The 19,195-nt window shown below is 67.2% G+C and carries 24 protein-coding genes, 2 tRNA genes and 1 pseudogene; 13 read left to right on the top strand and 14 right to left on the bottom strand.

Going from position 1 to position 19,195, the window contains the following annotated elements:
* Positions 1 to 28: 28 nt before the first annotated feature.
* The 5 genes and pseudogenes from AB0E63_RS09275 to AB0E63_RS09255 all read left to right on the top strand — a co-directional run bounded on the left by AB0E63_RS09275 (position 29) and on the right by AB0E63_RS09255 (position 2,312).
* A complete protein-coding gene (locus AB0E63_RS09275) occupies positions 29 to 445 on the top strand; it encodes a hypothetical protein (protein WP_360363499.1) in 417 nt (138 codons plus the stop codon).
* 28 nt (positions 446 to 473) lie between these two features.
* A complete protein-coding gene (locus AB0E63_RS09270) occupies positions 474 to 1,139 on the top strand; it encodes a hypothetical protein (RefSeq protein ID WP_360363497.1) in 666 nt (221 codons plus the stop codon).
* Positions 1,100 to 1,213, top strand: a pseudogene (locus AB0E63_RS09265) (histidine kinase); the annotation flags it as partial. The gene AB0E63_RS09270 and the pseudogene AB0E63_RS09265, both read left to right, overlap by 40 nt.
* 287 nt (positions 1,214 to 1,500) lie before the next feature.
* Entirely contained in the window at positions 1,501 to 1,695 is a 195-nt protein-coding gene (locus AB0E63_RS09260; protein WP_360363495.1) for an ATP-binding protein, read from the top strand.
* The gene (locus AB0E63_RS09255; protein ID WP_360363493.1) at positions 1,692 to 2,312 is read left to right on the top strand and encodes a response regulator transcription factor; all 621 of its coding nucleotides are present in this window, start codon (positions 1,692 to 1,694) and stop codon (positions 2,310 to 2,312) included. The genes AB0E63_RS09260 and AB0E63_RS09255 overlap by 4 nt, the downstream gene beginning before the upstream one ends.
* Positions 2,313 to 2,330: 18 nt before the next feature.
* Here the strand turns inward: AB0E63_RS09255 and AB0E63_RS09250 are convergent, their stop codons facing one another.
* Together AB0E63_RS09250 and AB0E63_RS09245 are read right to left on the bottom strand one after the other, a co-directional pair.
* A complete protein-coding gene (locus AB0E63_RS09250; protein ID WP_360363491.1) occupies positions 2,331 to 2,942 on the bottom strand; it encodes an FMN-binding negative transcriptional regulator in 612 nt (203 codons plus the stop codon).
* A 93-nt stretch (positions 2,943 to 3,035) separates the two neighbouring features.
* Positions 3,036 to 3,674, bottom strand: coding sequence for an SDR family NAD(P)-dependent oxidoreductase (locus AB0E63_RS09245; RefSeq protein ID WP_360363489.1), 639 nt, complete (start codon positions 3,672 to 3,674; stop codon positions 3,036 to 3,038).
* A gap of 312 nt (positions 3,675 to 3,986) precedes the next feature.
* On the opposite strand from AB0E63_RS09245, the gene AB0E63_RS09240 reads away from it, so the two are divergent.
* Positions 3,987 to 5,069 carry an IS110 family transposase gene (locus AB0E63_RS09240; protein ID WP_360363487.1) on the top strand — a complete coding sequence of 361 codons (1,083 nt, stop codon included), beginning with the start codon at positions 3,987 to 3,989 and terminating at the stop codon, positions 5,067 to 5,069.
* A gap of 340 nt (positions 5,070 to 5,409) precedes the next feature.
* Here AB0E63_RS09240 and AB0E63_RS09235 read toward each other — a convergent pair whose 3' ends face one another.
* Positions 5,410 to 6,198: an LLM class flavin-dependent oxidoreductase gene (locus AB0E63_RS09235; RefSeq protein WP_360363485.1), complete on the bottom strand. Its 789-nt coding sequence runs from the start codon at positions 6,196 to 6,198 to the stop codon at positions 5,410 to 5,412.
* Between the two features lie 83 nt (positions 6,199 to 6,281).
* On the opposite strand from AB0E63_RS09235, the gene AB0E63_RS09230 reads away from it, so the two are divergent.
* Positions 6,282 to 6,689: a VOC family protein gene (locus tag AB0E63_RS09230; RefSeq protein WP_360363483.1), complete on the top strand. Its 408-nt coding sequence runs from the start codon at positions 6,282 to 6,284 to the stop codon at positions 6,687 to 6,689.
* Here AB0E63_RS09230 and AB0E63_RS09225 read toward each other — a convergent pair whose 3' ends face one another.
* Complete coding sequence (locus tag AB0E63_RS09225; protein ID WP_360363481.1) at positions 6,690 to 7,328, bottom strand: AAA family ATPase; 639 nt, start codon at positions 7,326 to 7,328, stop codon at positions 6,690 to 6,692.
* A 94-nt stretch (positions 7,329 to 7,422) separates the two neighbouring features.
* On the opposite strand from AB0E63_RS09225, the gene AB0E63_RS09220 reads away from it, so the two are divergent.
* Together AB0E63_RS09220 and AB0E63_RS09215 are read left to right on the top strand one after the other, a co-directional pair.
* Entirely contained in the window at positions 7,423 to 7,578 is a 156-nt protein-coding gene (locus AB0E63_RS09220; protein WP_360363479.1) for a hypothetical protein, read from the top strand.
* 225 nt (positions 7,579 to 7,803) lie between these two features.
* Positions 7,804 to 8,754 (top strand): PrsW family glutamic-type intramembrane protease, encoded by a 951-nt coding sequence (locus AB0E63_RS09215; RefSeq protein ID WP_360363477.1) that lies wholly within the window; start codon positions 7,804 to 7,806, stop codon positions 8,752 to 8,754.
* Positions 8,755 to 9,457: 703 nt separating this feature from the next.
* On the opposite strand, the gene AB0E63_RS09210 is transcribed toward AB0E63_RS09215, so the two are convergent.
* Positions 9,458 to 9,847: a DUF6188 family protein gene (locus AB0E63_RS09210; protein WP_360363475.1), complete on the bottom strand. Its 390-nt coding sequence runs from the start codon at positions 9,845 to 9,847 to the stop codon at positions 9,458 to 9,460.
* Positions 9,848 to 10,059: 212 nt separating this feature from the next.
* Positions 10,060 to 10,287: a hypothetical protein gene (locus AB0E63_RS09205; RefSeq protein ID WP_360363473.1), complete on the bottom strand. Its 228-nt coding sequence runs from the start codon at positions 10,285 to 10,287 to the stop codon at positions 10,060 to 10,062.
* A 104-nt stretch (positions 10,288 to 10,391) separates the two neighbouring features.
* On the opposite strand from AB0E63_RS09205, the gene AB0E63_RS09200 reads away from it, so the two are divergent.
* Positions 10,392 to 10,772: a hypothetical protein gene (locus tag AB0E63_RS09200; protein WP_360363471.1), complete on the top strand. Its 381-nt coding sequence runs from the start codon at positions 10,392 to 10,394 to the stop codon at positions 10,770 to 10,772.
* 61 nt (positions 10,773 to 10,833) lie between these two features.
* On the opposite strand, the gene AB0E63_RS09195 is transcribed toward AB0E63_RS09200, so the two are convergent.
* On the bottom strand, positions 10,834 to 11,169 hold the full coding sequence (locus AB0E63_RS09195; RefSeq protein WP_360363469.1) for a hypothetical protein: 336 nt from the start codon (positions 11,167 to 11,169) through the stop codon (positions 10,834 to 10,836).
* Positions 11,170 to 11,373: 204 nt separating this feature from the next.
* Between AB0E63_RS09195 and AB0E63_RS09190 the strand changes: the two genes are divergently transcribed.
* Entirely contained in the window at positions 11,374 to 11,745 is a 372-nt protein-coding gene (locus AB0E63_RS09190) for a hypothetical protein (RefSeq protein ID WP_360363468.1), read from the top strand.
* An 86-nt stretch (positions 11,746 to 11,831) separates the two neighbouring features.
* Here AB0E63_RS09190 and AB0E63_RS09185 read toward each other — a convergent pair whose 3' ends face one another.
* A complete protein-coding gene (locus tag AB0E63_RS09185) occupies positions 11,832 to 12,311 on the bottom strand; it encodes an SRPBCC domain-containing protein (protein WP_360363466.1) in 480 nt (159 codons plus the stop codon).
* A gap of 126 nt (positions 12,312 to 12,437) precedes the next feature.
* Between AB0E63_RS09185 and AB0E63_RS09180 the strand changes: the two genes are divergently transcribed.
* Both AB0E63_RS09180 and AB0E63_RS09175 read left to right on the top strand, forming a co-directional pair.
* On the top strand, positions 12,438 to 12,971 hold the full coding sequence (locus tag AB0E63_RS09180) for a DUF488 domain-containing protein (RefSeq protein WP_360363614.1): 534 nt from the start codon (positions 12,438 to 12,440) through the stop codon (positions 12,969 to 12,971).
* A gap of 29 nt (positions 12,972 to 13,000) precedes the next feature.
* Positions 13,001 to 13,672: a hypothetical protein gene (locus tag AB0E63_RS09175; protein ID WP_360363464.1), complete on the top strand. Its 672-nt coding sequence runs from the start codon at positions 13,001 to 13,003 to the stop codon at positions 13,670 to 13,672.
* Positions 13,673 to 13,827: 155 nt separating this feature from the next.
* Here AB0E63_RS09175 and AB0E63_RS09170 read toward each other — a convergent pair whose 3' ends face one another.
* The 6 genes from AB0E63_RS09170 to gyrA all read right to left on the bottom strand — a co-directional run bounded on the left by AB0E63_RS09170 (position 13,828) and on the right by gyrA (position 19,123).
* Complete coding sequence (locus tag AB0E63_RS09170) at positions 13,828 to 14,568, bottom strand: DUF2071 domain-containing protein (RefSeq protein WP_360363462.1); 741 nt, start codon at positions 14,566 to 14,568, stop codon at positions 13,828 to 13,830.
* 565 nt (positions 14,569 to 15,133) lie between these two features.
* A tRNA-Ala gene (locus tag AB0E63_RS09165) sits at positions 15,134 to 15,209 on the bottom strand.
* A gap of 15 nt (positions 15,210 to 15,224) precedes the next feature.
* Complete coding sequence (locus AB0E63_RS09160) at positions 15,225 to 15,353, bottom strand: DLW-39 family protein (RefSeq protein ID WP_360363612.1); 129 nt, start codon at positions 15,351 to 15,353, stop codon at positions 15,225 to 15,227.
* Between the two features lie 36 nt (positions 15,354 to 15,389).
* Positions 15,390 to 15,466, bottom strand: a tRNA-Ile gene (locus tag AB0E63_RS09155).
* Between the two features lie 96 nt (positions 15,467 to 15,562).
* Positions 15,563 to 16,465, bottom strand: a complete 903-nt coding sequence (locus AB0E63_RS09150; RefSeq protein ID WP_360363460.1) for a DUF3566 domain-containing protein — start codon at positions 16,463 to 16,465, stop codon at positions 15,563 to 15,565.
* A 3-nt stretch (positions 16,466 to 16,468) separates the two neighbouring features.
* Complete coding sequence (gyrA, locus tag AB0E63_RS09145) at positions 16,469 to 19,123, bottom strand: DNA gyrase subunit A (protein WP_360363458.1); 2,655 nt, start codon at positions 19,121 to 19,123, stop codon at positions 16,469 to 16,471.
* Positions 19,124 to 19,195: the final 72 nt, after the last annotated feature.

Genomic DNA, 19,195 nt, shown 5'->3' with positions numbered 1-19,195 from the left:
GCCGAGATCACAACAGAGGAGTTCTGAGATGTCATCCATGGTCGACGTGCAGCACCCCCGGAGCGTCGGAGCGTTGCGCAGCGTGCAACTACTCGTCGGCGCCTACCTCGCCGTCAGCGTGCTGACGCTGCTCGCCATCATTGCCCTGCGCAACGATGCGGCGGCGGTCAACGACGCGGTCTGGACCCGCGGGACGATCGTGGTGGCCAGCGCGCTGCTCACGTTCGCGTTCGCCCGCCGGGCCGCGCGGGGATCCCGGAAGGGGTTCCTCCGGCTGCGGCTGGTGTCGGCGATCATGCTGGTCGCGATCGTGGTGATCATCGCGTTGCCGGGCACTTTCCCGCTCTGGATGAAGTGCGAGCAAGCCATCTGCGGACTCCTGCTGCTCGGTGTCGCGTTGTTGGTGAACGGGCGGCACTTGCGCTCGGTGTTCACTGGGCGGTGAGCAGGACGGCGACGGACGAGGAGGGCGGATGAGCGAGCGGGTCTGGCCGGTGCGGTTGACCGTGGCGCCGTACGTCTTGCTCGCCTTCCTGACCGCGATCACCGTCCTGATCAAACGCTCCGAGCCCGGGTCGCTCGTCGTCGACCTCGTGCTCTGTGCCGCGACCGCGCTCTGGATACTCGCGATGTTCACGCTGCGCCCGGCCGAACGCGAGCGGTTCGGCCCGATGGCGGTCTTCATCACCGGCTTCGTGCTGCTCATGGCGGTGCTGGTGATCCGCGATCCGTGGTTCGGCTTCCTCACCCCGGCCGGGTACTTCTACACCTTCCTCCTGCTGCCCTGGCCCACCCGCCTGGCCGGTGTCGGCGCCGTCGCGGTCGTGGCCGGTACGGCGCAGGCGTACGCCATCCCGAAGCACGACGCCGTCGGCCTGCTCGCGTACGCCGCAGTCGTCGGAGTGAACGTGATCGGGATGTGCATGGCGGCGTGGCTCGGCTGGAGAAGTGAGGTGCTCAGCCGCGAACGCCAGGAGGCCGTCGACGAGCTCACCGAGACGAACCGCCGTCTCGAGGCGACCCTGGCCGAGAACGCGACCTGCACGACCAGCTCGTCACCCAAGCGCGCGAGGCCGGCGTCCACGACGAGCGGCAGCGGATGGCCCACGAGATCCACGACACCCTCGCCCAAGGCCTGACCGGGATCGTCACCCAACTGCGGGCGGCCGAGCACTCCACCGACTGGCGCCGGCACGTGACGGCCGCGGTCGGTCTGGCCCGCGAGAGTCTGACCGAAGCGCGACGTTCGGTCCACGCTCTCCGTCCACAGCCCTTGCAGACGGCGACCTTGAGTGAGGCGATCGCCGACGTCGTACGGCGCTGGTCCGCTCTGCACGGGATCGCCGTACAACTGACGACGACCGGGACCCCGCGGGTGATGACGCCCGAGGCCGAAGCCGCTCTGCTCCGTGCGACCCAGGAGGCGCTGACAAACGTGGCGAAGTACGCGGAGGCGACCCGTGTCGGTGTGACGCTGTCGTACATGGAGAAGGGGTCGCCTTGGATGTCCGCGACGACGGCGTCGGCTTCGACCCGTCCCGCCACAACGGCTCCGAGGGTGGCGGCTTCGGCCTGGTCGCGATGCGGCAGCGGATCGAGGGCCTGAACGGGACGCTGGAGATCGAGTCCGAGCCGGGCTCGGGTACGGCGATCTCCGCGGCCGTCCCGACGCCCGGAGCGGGGGTGCCGGCGTGATCAGACTGCTGATCGCTGACGACCATCCGGTGGTCCGGGACGGGTTGAGCGGGATGTTCGCGGCCGAGCCCGGGCTCGAGGTGGTCGGCGAAGCGGGCGACGGTGCCGAGGCGATCCGGCTCGCGGAGGCACTCCGCCCGGACGTGATCCTGATGGACCTGCAGATGCCGGGCGTCGACGGCCTGGCCGCGATCGCCGAACTCGCGAAGCGCGGTGTCACCGCTCGCGTGCTCGTGCTGACCACCTACGACACCGACGGCTACGTCGTACCCGCGATCGAGGCCGGCGCGACCGGCTACCTGTTGAAGGACGCACCGCGCGACGAGTTGCTCCGAGCGGTCCGGGCCGCGGCGGACGGTCAGTCGGTCCTCGCGCCGTCCGTGGTGAGTGCCCTGATGAACCGCGTCCGTACGCCGCCCGCACCCGAGCTGCTCAGCCCACGCGAACTCGAAGTCCTCCGCCTGGTCGCCGCCGGAAACACCAACCGCGAGACCGCCGTCCACCTGTTCATCAGCGAGGCGACGGTCAAGACCCATCTGCTGAACATCTACGCCAAGCTCGAGGTCCCCGACCGCGCCTCCGCCGTCGCAGAGTCGTTCAGACGCGGCCTCCTCTGATCCAGCGCCTGCTCTGATTCACCGTCGGTGCTGGGCGACTGCGGCCGCGGTCCGGTCGTCGCCGTCCGCGCGCAGCCCCTCGATCACCCCGTCAATGTCGGCTTCGGGCCTGTTCTGGCTGAGCTTGACCTTCGCTTCGATCCGGCTGATCGCGATCTCGACGCCAACGATGGCCCGCAGTTGCCCGCTGACGAACTTCTCCGGCGCATCGTCCACCGACCACGGGTCCGCCCGGCTCGCCTCGTGGTGATCCGACAACCGCCGGACGACGTCCGCGACCCAGGCCGGATCGTCGTGCACGGTCATGGTTCCGTACACGTGCGCGGTCACGTAGTTCCAGGTCGGCACGACCCGGCCGTGTTCCCGCTTGGACGCGTACCAGGTCGGCGAGACGTAGGCGTCCGGCCCGCGCATGATCACCAGCGCGTCACCGACCACGCTCCGGCGCCAGTGATCGTTGTTCCGCGCGAAGTGCCCGAGCAGCACGTTCCTCGACCGGTCGTAGACGAACGGCAGCATGGTCGCCACCAGCCCGTCCGTCGTCATGGTCACCAGGTCGGCGGCACCGTGATGGGCAAGCAGGTCCTGAACCGCTTCGTCATCGGCGGCGAAATGCGCGGGCACGTACATCGGTCACATCCTCAGCTGTGGCGAACAGTAGACAGTCTCCCCGCCACCACCGCCGCTCGGCAGGGCCATTCCGTGCCGCCTTCGGCAGTCCACTCAGTACACGACTTCGTGCTCCCACTCAGCGCGCGACTGGGTGTGCAGGCGCCAGTACTGGTCGGCGATGTCGTCCGGGTCCCAGCGGGTGCCAGGAGCAACGGCGTCGACCACGGTGACGGTCGCCGCGTGGATGCCGGCGGCGCCGTACTGCTGGTCGAGGAGCGTCACGAGCGCTCGGACGCCGGCCTTCCCGAGCGACAGGCTGACGTACGCCGGCTTCGGCTCGGGCATCCCGCCCGTGATGATGAAGGTGCCGGTGCCGCGCTCGACCATCGCCGGCACGACGTGCGCCGCGGCGGTGATCGCACCGACCACATTGACCGCCCACGCGTCCAGTTGCTGCTGAGCGGTCAGGTCGCCGACCGCGTCGGCCTGGATGAGCCCCGCGTTGTAGACGACCACCTCGGGTACGCCGTGCTCTCCGATCACCCGGTCGAGCGCGGCCCGCAGCCCCGCCTCGTCGGTGCTGTCCGCGGTAAGCGCGAGGACCTTGGCGCCCGTGAGCGCGTCGGCCGCAGCCTTCACTTTCTGCTCCGAGCGCGCGATCAACCCGGCGCTCATTCCTTCCCGGACGAACCGCTTGGCCACCGCCAGGCCGATCCCGGGTCCGACCCCGATGACTATGACTCCAGACATGCCACGACCGTAAACCCTGACACCAGTGTCAAGGTCAAGTCAGCGGCGGGGGAGCACGGTGCGACCGCATCGCCGTCATGCGCCGCGGCGTACTGGTCGAGGAAGGCTCAGCTACCGAGGTCCTCGGCTCACCCCAGCACGAGTACACCCAGACCCTCCTGGACGCAGCCCTCGAGCTCAACGCCTAGACGGTATGGAGTGACCGCTTGGGGTTGCTGAGTGGTTGCGGGCCGGGGCCTCACTCACACAGATTCGTGGGTTGCCGAGTAGGGGCTGCCTGCTCGGCCTATCCGACATGTGTGGGAGGCCCCGGTGTTTTCCGAGCGTACGAGTGTTGGGCTGGATGTGCACGCACGGTCGGTCGCTGCGGCGGCGATCGACGGTGTGACCGGCGAGCTGGTCCAGGCCAGGCTGAGCCCGTCGCACGATGAGATCGGGTCGTGGATCCGGGGCCTTGCGGGTCCGGTGGCGGTGACGTATGAGGCGGGTCCGACCGGGTTCGGGTTGTCGCGGGCGTTGAACGCGGCGGGGGTTCGGTGTGTGGTCGCGGCGCCGAGCAAGTTGCAGCGCCCGGCGGGCGATCGGGTCAAGACCGACGCCAGGGACGCGATCCACCTGGCCCGGCTGCTGCGCCTGGACGAGGTCACGCCGGTGGTGGTGCCCACGGTCGAGCAGGAGACCGCGCGGGATCTGGTCCGGGCCCGCGAAGACTGTCGCGGTGACTTGATGCGCGCTCGGCATCGGCTGTCGAAACTGCTGCTGCGCCAGGGCATCGTCTACTCCGGCGGGCAGGCCTGGACCGGCGCGCACGATGCCTGGCTGCGTCGGCAGTCGTTCGACTCCGCGCCGCTGCGGTTGACGTTCGAGTCCGACTACGACGCCTTGCTGGCCGTCCAAGCCCGCCGGGACCGCCTCGATACCGCGATCACGGCGATGGCCACCGACAGCCAGTTCACACCCCTGGTGCGCAGGCTGGGCTGTCTGCGCGGTATCGCCACTTTGACCGGGTTCGCGCTCGCGGTCGAGATCGGCGACTGGCACCGGTTCACCGGCAACACCATCGCAGCGTTCGTCGGGCTCGTCCCCTCGGAGTACTCCTCCGGCGCATCCCGGGTCCAGGGCTCGATCACCAAGACCGGCAACACCCACGTCCGCAGGCTCCTGGTCGAGGCAGCCTGGCACCACCGCGCCCGCTACCGGGCCGGCAAGACCCTGCGCGACCGATGGGAACTCGCCCCACCGGCAGCCCGCGCCCGCGGCGACGCCGGCAACCGCCGGCTGCACCAGCGCTGGACCCGGTTCATCGACCGCCGCAAACGACCCGTGATCGCCAACGTCGCCATCGCCCGCGAACTCGCCGGCTGGTGCTGGTCCCTAGCCGTGCTGGACGACTAACACCCCTCGAGTTGGCCTCGTCGACCCATGTGGTGGCAGCAGCGCGTGGAGCGACCCGCGAAACAGCTATGAGCAACCCGGCCCGGCCGGGCGACGCTCGACTCTAGACACGCGGACCCGCTCCTGCCGAACACCCCGTCCTGCGGTAACCAACCCGCGCATATCAGTCTGACCGCGCGTCGCCAACGACACGCTCACCACCACACCAACCGATGAAGCCACGAGGCGCCCGCCCGCACACCGGGACGGGCGCCTCACCCTGCCACTTGACAGGAAGTCACTACATATCAGCTGTTCGTGCCGCGGTGCTTGATCCACGCGGCCAGGGGTGCCGTTCGGCCTACGCCTTGAGCTTGGCGGCGTTCTCGGTGTCGCGGCGCCAGTCGCCGGTCGGCGGCAGAATCACCCGCTCGACGCCCGCCTCCTCGTAGGCGACGAGTTGCTCAGCAGGGTCACCGTCCAACTGGGGTGCGACAACTGTCGCCTTGAGCGCCGGCCGGTTGTACTCTGCGGCGAACTGGTTGATCCGGTCCAGGTTCGCCCGAACCTCCTCCGGCGTCATCGCGAGCGTCGCCCACCCGTCGCCGTACCGCGCCGCCCGCCGGTGCGCACGTACACCGTTGCCCGCGACAACAATCGGCGGAACCGGCGATCCGGGGGAGAGGGTCACCTCGAGCCCATCCGTGAGTACTGCCGGCTTCCCGGCAATCAGGTCAGGCAGCACCGCGAGCGCCGCGTCCGTCAACCGGCCGCGCTCCGTGAACTCGACGCCGGCCGCTCGCCAGCCGATATCACCGTGCGCCGGGTTGCCGGTGCCCACGCCCAGGACGAGCCGGTTGTTCGACAGCAGCTGCAAGCTATTCACCTGCTTGGCCGCCCAAGCCACCGGCCGCAGCGCCAGCAACATCACGTTGTACCCCACCGTGATCCGCTCGGTCACCGCCGCCGCGGTAGCCAGCACCACCGAGCTGTCCAACATCGGCGCACTGGCAATCAGATGATCCGTGGACCACACCGAGTCCAGCCCCACCTCCTCGGCGTACCGGGCACTCTCCCGCACATCCCCCAGAATCGCCCGCCCCGCCTCGGGCGACGACGTCGGCAGAATCACCCCGATCTCAAGTCCCATACCGATCGACAACCCACACCTCGGCACGCACATTCCACCGACCATCCTCGACAACCACCATGCCTTCACGGGACGGTGGTGCGATGAATCCTCCGATCAGCCTCGGTGCGTTGACGATCACGGCGGAGCGACCGCGTGAACTGGCCCGCTTCTACGCCAAGCTGCTCAACTGGCCGTACATCCGCGACGAGCAGGCCAGACCCGGAGAACCCCCGAACGCCGGCTGGGCACTCGTCTGCCCGCCGGACGGCGTCACCGCTCTCGCTCTGAACTTCGACTACGACCCCAACTTCCGCCGCCCGGTCTGGCCAACCACCCCCGGCGAACAAACCCCGACCATCCACCTGGACCTAGGCGTCGACGACCTCGACACCGCCGTCACCTGGGCCACCACCTGCGGCGCGACCATCGCCGGACTCCAGCCCCGCCCCTCAGAACACCAAGTAATGATCGACCCCGAAGGCCACCCCTTCTGCCTGTGCTTGTCCTGACTACCTGCCTCGACACATCCGTCTGCTAGAGGTTGCCGCCAGCAACGGATCGGCGCTCGGCCAGGTAAGCGAGTGCCCGAGCGAGGGATTGTTCGGCGTTCTCGCGGGTGTCGAGCTGCAGCCAGGGACTCGCCGGGTACTTGGACTGCGAGATCGAAGCATCGCCGGACTGCAACGCTTGGACAGCGCTGTTCGTGGCCGGAGCTTCAGGGGAAGCGACTTGGACGTCCACCATCTGGCTCCGCATCCGTGGTCGCGACCGAAGCCGGCGCCCGAGCTCTTCGAGATCGGGCGGACACACTCGATGAAGCAGTACGTCGCGGACTGCCGCGCGGCGGTCGCCGTCGTCTCGTTCACGATCCATTCGAACCGGCACGGGCTGTCGAGGATGACGCTGAACCCCTGCTCGAGCAGCGCCTCCGCCATCGCCCACCCTCCGCGGTAGCCCACCTTCCCGACGAGATCCCACTCCATCCCGACGTCGAGCGCGGTGGACTTGAGCACGTCCAGGTCGAGTACGACCGCTCCGGTCCGACGCCCGATCCGCGCCGCGACCGTACTCTTGCCGGCCCCAGGCCGCCCAGCCATCTGCAGCAGAAAGACCCCACGCGCCGACCCCAGCCCTTCGACCTCACTCATGACCCCATCCTCCGCCACCGCGGGACCCAGAAGTCGCCCAACCGCCGCCCCGGCCAGCCGCGCACCCCACGTCCTCCGCCGATCGCTGATCAGAATGGTCGCCAAGACCGCCCAACACGCCGGCATCATCCGCGAACAACTCGACGGCCGAATCGGCACCGACGAAGCGACCGTCGACACTGACGGAGCCTTCTGGCGCGCCAGACGAACCAAAGTCCAAGAGGCCGCCAACCACTACCGCGTGCCCTGAACAACCTCCGCACGGGGGACGCCCCACCCCAGCCACCAACTCATGACCGACCTCGCCGCCCGCCCCGAGGAGTGCTCTCCGTGAGCAAGCTGACCCGGCTCCGAGCCGAGACGTGGGGATATGCACCCCCTACCCACGTCCTCCTCGCTGCTTTCAGTGTGGCGGTCTGGATCTCACCCTCGGAGGAGGAGGTTGTGTCGCCGTTCGCCTGTCATTGTCCGGTGCGTGGCCGATCAATTGGTGGGGTTCTCTGTTGGCGCGGGGAAGCGCGCGTGGCTTGCGATTCTGCTGGCCGGCGTACTGGTCTGGCTGCTGGCGGCCGGCGTCACGGCGATCACCGGGGACGCGATCCTGGTTCCGACCCTGTTCCTGATCGGGAGCTTCCTGGTGCCGGTCACGGTCGTGACGTTCGCGATGGCTCGCCTGGACGACTGCCACCTGACCAGCAGCGTGGTCCTCGTGGGGTTCCTTGCAGCCGGCACGATCGGTGTCGTCGTCTCTGCCGTGACGGAGATCTACCTGCTGCCGACCGGGTCCGGCCCGATAGGTAATGCGCTCGGGTTCTTCGGCGTCGGCTTGATCGAGGAAGTCTCCAAGGGTGCTGTGCTGGTGGCGGTCGCCTGGCGGGTTCGCGAGCGCACAGTGCACGGGGGAATAGTCCTGGGGGCCACGGTCGGCGCGGGCTTCTCCGCTTTCGAAAGCACGGGCTACGCCTTCTACGCGTACGTCCAGCACACCAACGACCACCCCGAGTTGAGCATCCTGCAAACCGAGGTGTCGCGAGCCATGCTCGCTCCGTTCGGCCACCTGACCTGGACTGCACTGCTCGGTGGCGCTCTGTTCGCCGTTGCCGCGCCACCCAACGGCGGGTTCCGCCTCACCCCACGGGTGGGATGGACACTCCTCGGGGTCGCCGCACTCCACGGAGCATGGGATGCGTCGTACGGCTGGGCCATCTGGATCACCCAAGGACTCACCGGGAGCGGCTGGGTCGCGGACTGGCCCGACGACAGCTACTGGGAGGGCGTCCCGACCAAACAGCAGATGTGGGTCTTCCAGGCAATGTACGACGGCGCCCTGGCCGTCATCGCCCTCATCGGAGTCCTCTGGGTCGTCCACTCCTGGCGCCACAGAGCCGGCCCCACCAGCACACCCCCACCCACCAACACCCCGTAGTGTCCCAGCAGGCTGTTCCTGAAAGCGCAGCGTAGGAGCGCGCGAAGCACGCACCGTTCTTGGGTGGGTGGGAGCGGCGCGTAGCACGGCGACGAAGGAGCCGCGCGGGAAAGAACTTTGTGGAGACGAGGGGACTTGAAGCACAAGCTCTTCGCCCATGAAGTTGGCCTGCACCCATGTGTCGGCCCAATCCGACGCCTCGGTTCGGGTACGACGCCCCGCAATGACGTCCTCCCACCACGCGTGCACCTCAGCGCGGGCCGGCTCGTGCTGATTGGCTACCGGGGTCACTGCCACAGAGGCAGTCTCGCAGAGCCGACGATCGAACGTCGCTGGCCGGCACCACGCTGTCCGCGGCAGATCCGTGCGGGCACCGCCTTGTCGTGAGACGGTCAACTAATGACGCAATTCGAGTTCTGGCCCGACTATGGCCCAGGGACCACTCTGGACCGAGCGCGGCGCAGCCGTCGCTCTTGATGAGATCGGTCTGCCAGCCGAACTTGCGGAACGACTGCTCGCCTTGAACCGCCGGTACAGCGAAGAGAAGATCCCGATCGATGGACCCGGCGACGCAGCGTGGTTGCGCGACGGCACCGACCTACTGCGGCGCACGCGGGAGGCGCTTGGATCGGGCTACCAGATCGTCGTCACTGAACCATGGTGGGGCCTGGAACCACCGACGTGACAGCGGCATGTCCGGACGTCAGGCTCGTGCCTGAGGGTGGGTAGCGAGACCACCGCCCGGCAGCGAAACCCACACGCGACCTGAGGGACCATTCAGATGCCAAGCCTCGAATGCCTCGTTGTAGGGAGCCGTCAAGAATGTGCCGGAGTCGAACACGATGCGCAACGTGCCCGTCTTGAATCCAACCCCAGAGACCACACGCTGGCCTTGGAGTGACATCAAAGCCTTGGATGCGGAGATACTGCCATCCCGATTCCTGCTGATGGCGTCAGTCTGGCGCTGCGATGACGAGACACCAAGACTCGCCGGGGAGTCGATCGTGACCGCGACCGCGCGCCCAAAAAGATGACGACGTTGAAGTCGGTGACCTGGACGGCTTCCACCACAGCGTGACGCAGACCGAGCCACCAGCGGTCGTCAAGCTCCCGCTCGACCTCACTTCCCATGAGCGGAGTGTGTCAGATCAAGCCCACTCGACATCGGACGTTGCGACGCTCGCTCATCGGCGTGACCGGGCTGATCGCGGCAGATCGAGCCGGCCACATCGCTATCGGCGGCACCGACTTATCTTCGCTGCGGCGCTCCCCGTTCCCACCAGTCCGTCGGTGCCCGCTCGGCAACTAGCTGCGCGCGGTGAACACGACGTCGGAGTGGTTGCAGAACTTCCACAGTTCGTTCGCGGCACGGCTGTACTGGAAGATGACCTGATCGGTGGCGAACGCGTCCAGATCGCCGGCGCGAAAGCGATCCAGCGCTTCCCCTACACGCCCGACAACCTCACCCAAACGCGCCTCGTGATACGCAGCAACCACCTCGCCTGCGGCCCCTCGCTCCGACTTGGTCGACATGAAGGCAAGGCTACTAACCTCAGGCGGCACGAGCGGCCACGCTGCGCCGCCCTGCCTGCGGCAGACCCGTGCGCTCTTGACATCCACCGTGGCAGTGTTTGCCTGTGTCCTTCGATGTCTTCTTCCAGCGGTTCGCACACGGTGACGCGGAGCCCGGCGGCGGTGAACTAATGCGGCAGGTGCTCGATCCTTTCGTCGTGCGCGAGGAGCCCGAGCATTCCTTGCTGCTCGTGGAGTATGGCGATGGCTCGGCAGTCGTCTACCTCGACGGCGACGGCATGATGGCCAACCACATCACCGGGCAGAAGCCGTGGGAACTCCTCGTTGAAGGAGCGCGGGCGGCTCGCTGGGTGATCATGCCCGTCGGCTGTCCGACCTGCCTCACCGACGAAGCTCAGCGCATCCACTTGCCAGAGGGCCTCAATGAGGCCGTGGAATTGGTCGCTACCGGACACGAGTTAATCCGGGTGATCCGATCGTGCTGACTGGTCGGCCAACTCAAGTGATCTGACACCGGCATGGTCGCGTTTCACTCTTCGCGGCATGTCAGTGCGTTGGTTCGCGAGCACCAGGATCAACACCGAACTTCTCGATCATGATTCGCCAGAACAGCGGAACCGCATCAACCACCAGCCTGTCGATGACATCGTCGTGGCCCGTCGTAGAGAGGTGCTCGATGCGCACGAAGCCCATGGCTGGCTCGTGGATCGAGCCCGGAGCGCGCACCGCAACCACGCCGTAAGGCGGCTCAGGTATTGGCGTCGGCACCACGATCAGGTCGTGCATCGACGTGCACGCCGCCAAGGCCCCGGTCTGATCCGAGGCGAGGACGCTCTTGACTATGTCTGACATGTGCCGGAACTCCACATGGCGATCTGCCATGTGCCCAAGGAAGGCGTCGATCTCATCCCATGGTCGTTGCCGAAAGGGATACGGCCAGCCGTGCGTCCTCATAGAGCCCAATGATGGCAGGGGAGTGAGCCGTGTTGGGACGCGTCAGCAACATCCTCAACTCGGCAGTTCCGAGCTTCACGATCAGCGGCAGATCAGTGCGTCTCGGATGCTGTGGCGCAGTAAGTTCACTCCATGGGCTCCACCGATCAGCGGCGTCTATCGCAAGTCGAGCGCGGGCTCCTCGATGATCTGCTCGCCCACAGCTTCGCCGGAGTGGAGCCCCTACGCGAGCAGGCTCGGAACGTCTTTACCAGCAGAGGGTGCGAATGCGGCTGCGGGACCATCAACCTCACGCCACAAGATCAGCACGCTCCCCGCTCAACATCGAGTAGCCCTGCCGAAGTTGAGGGCCGTGTGATGGGTGCGGACGGTGAAGACATCGGTGGCCTCCTGCTGTTCCTCAAAGACGGCCTGCTGTCCTCGCTGGAGGTCTACTCATACGACGAGCCCTTGCCGTTGCCTGAGCCGCGCAAAGTGATCTGGGAGAATGTGCCACGCCGCTGAGGCTCTCCGCGCGCAACGCGGAACGCGGCAGATGCGGGCGTTCTGCGAAGGCGAGACTTGGACGCGAAGAGAGGGACTGCGTGACGCTATGCGTCGGCTTCGATGAGTTGGCGCAGCTTCACGAAGCTGTCCATCCAGCCGTTCGTGTGGAGCGTCAGCCGTGCCTGGGTCGCGAACTCGCCTTGTGAGAGCGCCATATGCGTGGCGCCTTCGATGGCGTGGAGAGAAAGCCTCACGAGTGTCTCTTGGTCATCAGGGTCGGGTTCTTCCCAGCGGAAGGTGTAGGCGAGCACGCTCGGCGGGTCGATGTCAATGAACTCACCCGCGAGGTGAAACAGCTCGCCGTCGGATGGTTGCATGCCAAACCGATAACCGCCGCCGACGTGGAGGTCGAGCTCAATCTCGGGTGTCGTGAATCCCGATGGTCCCCACCACTTCGACAATGCGGATGGCTCGGTCATGGCACGGAAGATCCGGTCGCGCGGGGCGCCCAGACTGCACGTCAGCTCTAGGGCCAATCGGTCCGGTGCACCTTCCACAGTTCCACTCTCCCATGGTCCTTGCATGCTACACAGGGTTAGCTGGGGATGTCAGAGCTGGTCTAACTTTGTGACCAGGGGATCCCACGACCTGCCGGCAGCTCGTCTTCGTTGGCCGATTGCTTAGCGGGGATAGGAGAAGCGGTGGTCGTCATGCTGACCGTCGGGCACGGTGCTCGGTCTGCCGAGGCGCTCCTCACGATCCTCAAGCAGGCGGGTGTGGCCGCGCTGATCGACATCCGGCGGTTCCCCGGCTCGCGCCGTCATCCACAGTTCGCGCGTGAGGCGCTTGCCGTGAGTCTGCCTGCAGATGGCATCCGGTACGAGTGGCAGGGCGAGGACCTGGGTGGCCGACGATCCCGGCGTACGTCGTCACGGCATGTGGCACTCGTTGATGCGGCATTCGGCGGCTATGCCGATCACATGGATACGCCGGCATTCCGGAGCGCCCTTCGAGCGCTCATCGTACGGACGGAAGCCCAGGAGCGGCTGGCAGTCATGTGCGCGGAGACGCCGTGGTGGCGGTGTCACCGGTCCCTGGTGGCTGATGCCCTGGCGTGCCGGGGCGTCGACGTCGTACACCTCATTGATGTCGGTCGGTCAGAACCGCACCGCGTGCGGGCGACGATGCGGTGCGGCGACGACGGCTGGCCGGTGTACGACGTTCAAGATACGTTGCCGCTGTAGACCAAGGCCCCGGGAGGAGGATGGAACCGATGGCATCGAGTACGAGCGCCGCCGCCCTCGTTGAGCAGATTCGGGCCGAGCTGGCACCGATCGACCAGAAGCTCGCGAACCATCCTTTCACCAGTGCGCTCGCCGGAGGCGACGTTCCCACTGAATCGTTGGAGCGGTTCGCCGGTGAGCAGCATTGGATCATCTCCAGCGACCGGCGCAGCTTCGCCTACCTCAGCGCTCGATATGCGGACTCCGCCGCAGGCGAGCTGTTTCTGAGCCTTGCGCAGGGTGAAGGAACCGCGCTCGGCCTTCTGGGCGGCTTTGCTCGGTGGCTGGGGCTGGATCCCGGACGGCTCAGCGAGTATGAGCCCACGCCGGGAGCGCATGCCTACACCGCGTACGTGTCGTGGCTCGCCCTCAACGGGTCGGCGACCGATGTGGCCGTCGCCTTCGTGGCCAACCTCGCCGCCTGGGGGGCGAACTGTGGCCGGGCCGCCGCGGCGCTGCGATCCGAGTACGACGCCGACGACACAGCCGTCGCATTCTTCGACGTCTTCGCCACCCCCGCACCCGGATTCGAGGAGCGGGCGCTCGCGGTGATCGAAGCCGGGCTCAGCGCCGGCGACTCCCCGGCTCGGGCGCGAACCGCGGCCCGGCTCCTGCAGGCGTACGAGCTGATGTTCTGGGACACCATGCTCGCCGCGACCTAGCTCACGTAGGCCAGTGTTCGAACGGCAACCAGGGCAAGCTCGAAACAGCCGTGGTCCAGACCTCTGGCTCGGCATCAGCCCCGGCGTAGACGCGACCTCGATTCGGCACAGTCGCGTATCACTCTCGGCGGGCATTTCCGGGAGTGATGGGTGGACTAAGCGATTGCCTCGGCGCGGACTCGTAGGCCGGCGAGCGACTTCCAGGCCACCGGGACTTCCCGCATGACAAGCGCACAGTCGAGTTCGGCGGTGCCGGTTGGGAAGATCGCCGGGTCTTCGAAGAACGACGAGTGCGCCTGGGTCACCGCGGCAGGCTCCACCTTCCAAGCCGAGGTCTCCAACTTGAGCCCCTCGAATCGGTGGTGGTCACGTGTGGATGAGTAGCCGACCGAGCCTCGTTCGAAGAAGGCGGACGCTGCCTCGATGTCGGCGAACAAGGCGCTGTTCTCGAGCCCATCGGTGAGGCGCACGGCGACCTCCACCTCGGCCGAACCGTCCGCGGCTGCGAAGCCGACGTGAAGGGTGTTGCTTGTCTCGGCGACGTGGAAGCGTGCCCGGTGGTGTTCGCCGGGATAGAGGCGACCGCCCATGGCGACGTTGACCCGGGAGTCACTGTGTCGCCTGGGGATGTAGACGCCCACCTGCGTGCCTTTCGGGCTATCCCACTCGACCGCGACTCGGTGGGCAGCGTTCTCGCTGCGAAGCCCCGCCCATCGCGGCACTCCCTGGGGACGAAGTTCACCGAGGCGGATTAGGCAGATACCCGCAACCGCCGCGCCGCCGACGAGTTGTGGACGAAAGGGTCGCGGCAGGACGCGTGCGATGGTCTCGGGATCCACTCGGTAGTTCACCAAGAGTCGGCGTTCGACCGTGCCTTTGACCTCCGGCAACTGCATGCCATCTCCTCTCTGAGGGCGCCGTCTGGGTAGGTGTCTCCGAAGTGATTGCACCAGACGATTGGCCCTTCAGCGATCACGTCTACGTCGTCACGACAGCCTCCCCGGCCGAGGTCGGGTCGTGGGCACTCGCCCTCGTCCAGACGAACCATGGGACGCCTGGTGGAACGGTGCATCCCCGCTACAGCAGATCGACATTCCACCTCACGCCCGTCTGGTCACCCTCGGGTGGGATTGAGCCGCGCGGAGCTGGTGGCGAACAGTCTGGTCGGTTCGCTTTCGCGCCCTGGGGCGCGGTCACGGTGCACGGCTCGAGGCGGGTCCGCGCTTCCACGCTGGCCGACACGCATGACCAGGTTGGATTGACGACCTGCGGGCCGGCGGCAACCACCGGGGAGTCGATTCCTGGCGAGGAAGGAGCCTGGACGCGCGCGGTAGCGCGCACAGGAAGGGTGGGTGGGAGCGGCCGGCGTAGCACGCGACGACAGGAGCGCGCGTAGCCGGCCGAGTGGGTCGACCACGGTTGCAGGAAAAGCCGGTCTCCCGAGGGAGCCGGCTCCGAGATTGGTGGAGACGAGGGGACTTGAACCCCTAACCCCTGCCTTGCAAAGGCAGTGCTCTGCCAGTTGAGCTACGCCCCCGTGACGGGGTGGTCGTCAGCGGCCCGGGGCGACCGGGTCGACGGCCTCGGCCCAGAGGTCCTTCTCGGCGCGGGACTGCTGGGTCTTCTTGTAGGCGAAGTATCCACCGATGCCGGCCAGCAGCACCAGCAGGATCTTTCTCAGCACTGGAACTCCTCGGATCAGGGTTTCGCAAAGTGATGGTGGGCCTAACTGGACTTGAACCAGTGACCTCTGCCTTATCAGGGCAGCGCTCTAACCGTCTGAGCTATAGGCCCGCAGTGCGGGGTCGAACCCGGGAGAGATTACCGCACCAAGTGCCCGTCTCCCAAACCGGTTCCGGCCGGACCCACCCGCGGCCCGGCCGGTCGGCATCAGTCCTCCGCCGCCAGCGTGACTTCCAGGCCGCCGAGCAGCGTGGCGGCGATGTTGTAGAGGAAGGATCCGAGCGTCGCCAGCGCGGTGATGATCAGCACATCCGCGCACGCCAGCAGTGTCGTGAAGCCCATCACCTTGCCGGTGTTGATGTAGTTCTCGATCCGGAACGGCTCGGCGGTCGGCGTACCGAGCACCTCTTGGACGGTGCTGTTGATGTTGTCGAACACCCCGGCCGCACCAATCGCGGACCAGATGATGAACACCGCGACCCAGGTCACGATCCCGAAGGCGATCGACAGCAGGAACGCCGTCTTCATCACCGACCACGGGTCGATTCGGGACATCCGCAGCCGCGCCTTGCGGGTTTGGTGCCTGCTCGAAGTCTTCGGTTCCTTCTCGGCCCTCACGGCGACCCGGCTCTCGGTCTTGTCCGCCTTGTCGGCCTTCACCGAGGCAGCCTTGTCGAGCACCGCCTGACGCGCCGCACTCACCCGGTCACCGAACGACTCGGTCTTGGCCTCGGTCTTCCCGGTCAGCCCGTACGACGCTGCCGACGGAGCGCTCGACGCCTGCGGGACCGGCGTGTGGGTGGGTGACCACGGTTCCTGGCGACCCGGCGTACTGGGCCCTGGCTGCTGCTGCGGGCGCACAGGGGCGCCGGCCTGACCTGGCCCGCCTGCGGCGGCCGGTCGCGGCTGTGGGCGGAACTCCGACGGCCGCTGGCCGTTCGGAGCAGCGCCGGTCCTCTGCTGGCCGTTGCCGCTGGGGGCGGCGCCGGAACGACCGTTGGAAGCCGGACCGGCCGGTCCGGTGGACTGCTTCCCGCCCTGCGATGTCCGCTGGCTCTTGGAGCTGTCCGCCGCACCTTCGGGCCATGTCGGCCTCGCGCGGTTGGTCATCAGTTACCCCTCCTGGCCGGCTTCGTCGTCTTCGACGGTAGCCGCGCCGTCCCCGTCCGTCGAACGCTGGTCATCATTCTGGACGCTCTCAGGGGTGGATTCGGTTGTCGATCCGTCCACATCCTGAACACTTTCCGGAGCTGTACCCGCTTCGGCGTCCTCTGATTCCTCCCCGTTCAGGGTCAGATCGGTGTTCCGCGCGATCGCGACCACCGCGTCGGACTCGCCGACCCCGGCGAACCGGACACCCATCGTGTCGCGACCCTTGACCGGAACGCTGTCCACCCGGCTGCGGACCACCTGGCCGCTCGCCTTGATCGCCAGCACCTGGTCCTCGTCGACCACGATGATCGCGCCGACCAGCGAACCACGCTCGTCGTTCAGCTTCACGGCCTTGATCCCGAGACCGCCGCGGCCCTGCTGCCGGTACTCCGAGACCCGCGAACGCTTGGCGTACCCGGCGTCGGTCACCGTGAAGACGAACTGCGAGTCCTCGTCCGCGCCGGCCCGGATCACCGACATCGACAGCAACTCGTCGCCCGAGCGGAACTTCATCCCGGTGACACCCGAGGTCGCGCGACCCATCGGCCGGAGTTGCTCGTCGTTCGCGGTGAAGCGGATCGACTGGCCCTTGCGGGACACCAGCAGCAGGTCGTCCTCGGCGGTGGCCAGGTCGGCGCCGATCAGCTCGTCGTCCTCCTCGCGGAAGTTGACCGCGATGATGCCGCTCTGCCGGGCCGAGTCGTAGTCGGTCAGCGCCGTCTTCTTGACCAGGCCCCGCTTGGTCGCGAGCACCAGGTAGTCGGACTGCTCGTAGTCGCGCAGCGTCAGGACCTGCGCGATCTCCTCGTCCGGCTGGAACGACAGCAGGCCGGCGACGTGCGAGCCCTTCGCGTCGCGCGCCGATTCGGGCAGCTGCCACACCTTGGCCCGGTACACCCGGCCCTTGGTGGTGAAGAAGAGCATCCAGTGGTGGTTCGTGGTGGCGAAGAAGTGGTTGATCTCGTCCTCGGCCCGCAACTGGGCGCCGCGGACACCCTTGCCGCCCCGGTTCTGCGTCCGGTACAGGTCGGTCTTGGTCCGCTTCGCGTACCCACCGCGGGTGATGGTGACGACGACGTCCTCGTCCGGCACCAGGTCCTGCACGGACAGGTCGCCGTCGGCCGCGATGATCTCGGTACGACGCTCGTTACCGTACTTGTCCACGATCTCGGCGAGCTCGTCCTTGACGATCGTCCGCTGCCGCTCCGGGCTGGCCAGGATGTCCTCGAGGTCGGCGATGATCGCCTCGAGCTCCTGCAACCGCTCGATGATCTTCTGCCGTTCGAGGGCGGCCAGCCGGCGCAGCTGCATGTCGAGAATGGCCTGGGCCTGGATCTCGTCGATCTCCAGCAGCTGGATCAGGCCGGTGCGCGCCTCGTCCACGTCCGGGCTGCGCCGGATCAGCGCGATCACCTCGTCGAGGGCGTCCAGCGCCTTCACGTAGCCGCGGTAGATGTGCGCGTTCTTCTCCGCCTCGCGCAGGCGGAAGCGGGTCCGTCGCTGGATGACCTCGATCTGGTGGTCGATCCAGTGGCTGATGAACAGGTTCACGCTGAGGGTGCGCGGTACGCCGTCGACGAGCGCGAGCATGTTGCAGCCAAAGGTGTCCTGCAGCTGCGTGTGCTTGTACAGGTTGTTCAGTACGACGCGCGGCTGAGCGTCCCGCTTCAGCACGATGACGAGCCGCTGCCCGGTCCGGGACGAGCTGTCGTCACGGATGTCGGCGATCCCGCTCATCTTGCCGGTGTTCACCAGTTCGGCGATCTTCAACGCCAGGTTGTCCGGGTTGACCATGTACGGCAGCTCGGTGACGACCAGGCTGGTCCGACCCTTGGCGTCTTCCTCGATGTCGACGACCGCGCGCATCGTGACCGAGCCACGACCGGTGCGGTAGGCGTCGTCGATGCCCTTGTATCCGACGATCAGTGCACCATTCGGGAAGTCCGGGCCCTTGATGTACTGCAGGCAGGCGTCGAGCAGCTCCTCCGGGGTCGCATCCGGGTTCTCCAGCGCCCAGTCGACCGCTGCGGCAACCTCGCGCAGGTTGTGCGGCGGGATGTTCGTCGCCATGCCGACCGCGATCCCCGACGAGCCGTTCACCAGCAGGTTCGGGAAGCGGGCCGGCAGGATCACCGGCTCCTGCGACTTGCCGTCGTAGTTGGGCCGGAAGTCGACCGTGTCCTGGTCGATGTCGCGGACCATCTCCATCGCCAGCGGCGCCATCCGGCACTCGGTGTACCGCATCGCGGCGGCCGGGTCGTTACCCGGCGAACCGAAGTTGCCCTGGCCCTGGATCAGCGGTGCCCGCATCACCCACGGCTGCGCCAGCCGGACCAGGGTGTCGTAGATCGCCGAGTCGCCGTGCGGGTGGTACTGACCCATGACGTCACCGACGACGCGGGAGCATTTGTTGAAGCCACGGTCCGGCCGATAGCCACCGTCGTACATCGCGTAGAGGATGCGGCGGTGCACCGGTTTGAGGCCGTCGCGGACCTCGGGCAGCGCGCGGCCGACGATGACCGCCATCGCATAGTCGAGATACGACTGCTGCATCTCGGTCTGCAGGTCCAAGGGCTCGACCCGGTCGTGGCCCGGAGTCGTGGGGGTCTCGGTCATGAAAAGCTCGTCCCGTTCGAATCAGTACGTCGGTGAGTGGCGCGAGGAACCGCGGTCCCGAAGGACCGCGGA

It is taken from the genome of Kribbella sp. NPDC026596 (genome assembly GCF_040638415.1).
GTDB lineage: Bacteria > Actinomycetota > Actinomycetes > Propionibacteriales > Kribbellaceae > Kribbella.
The sequence above is the reverse complement of the archived record's forward strand: the minus strand, read 5'-3'. Positions and strand labels throughout refer to the sequence as shown.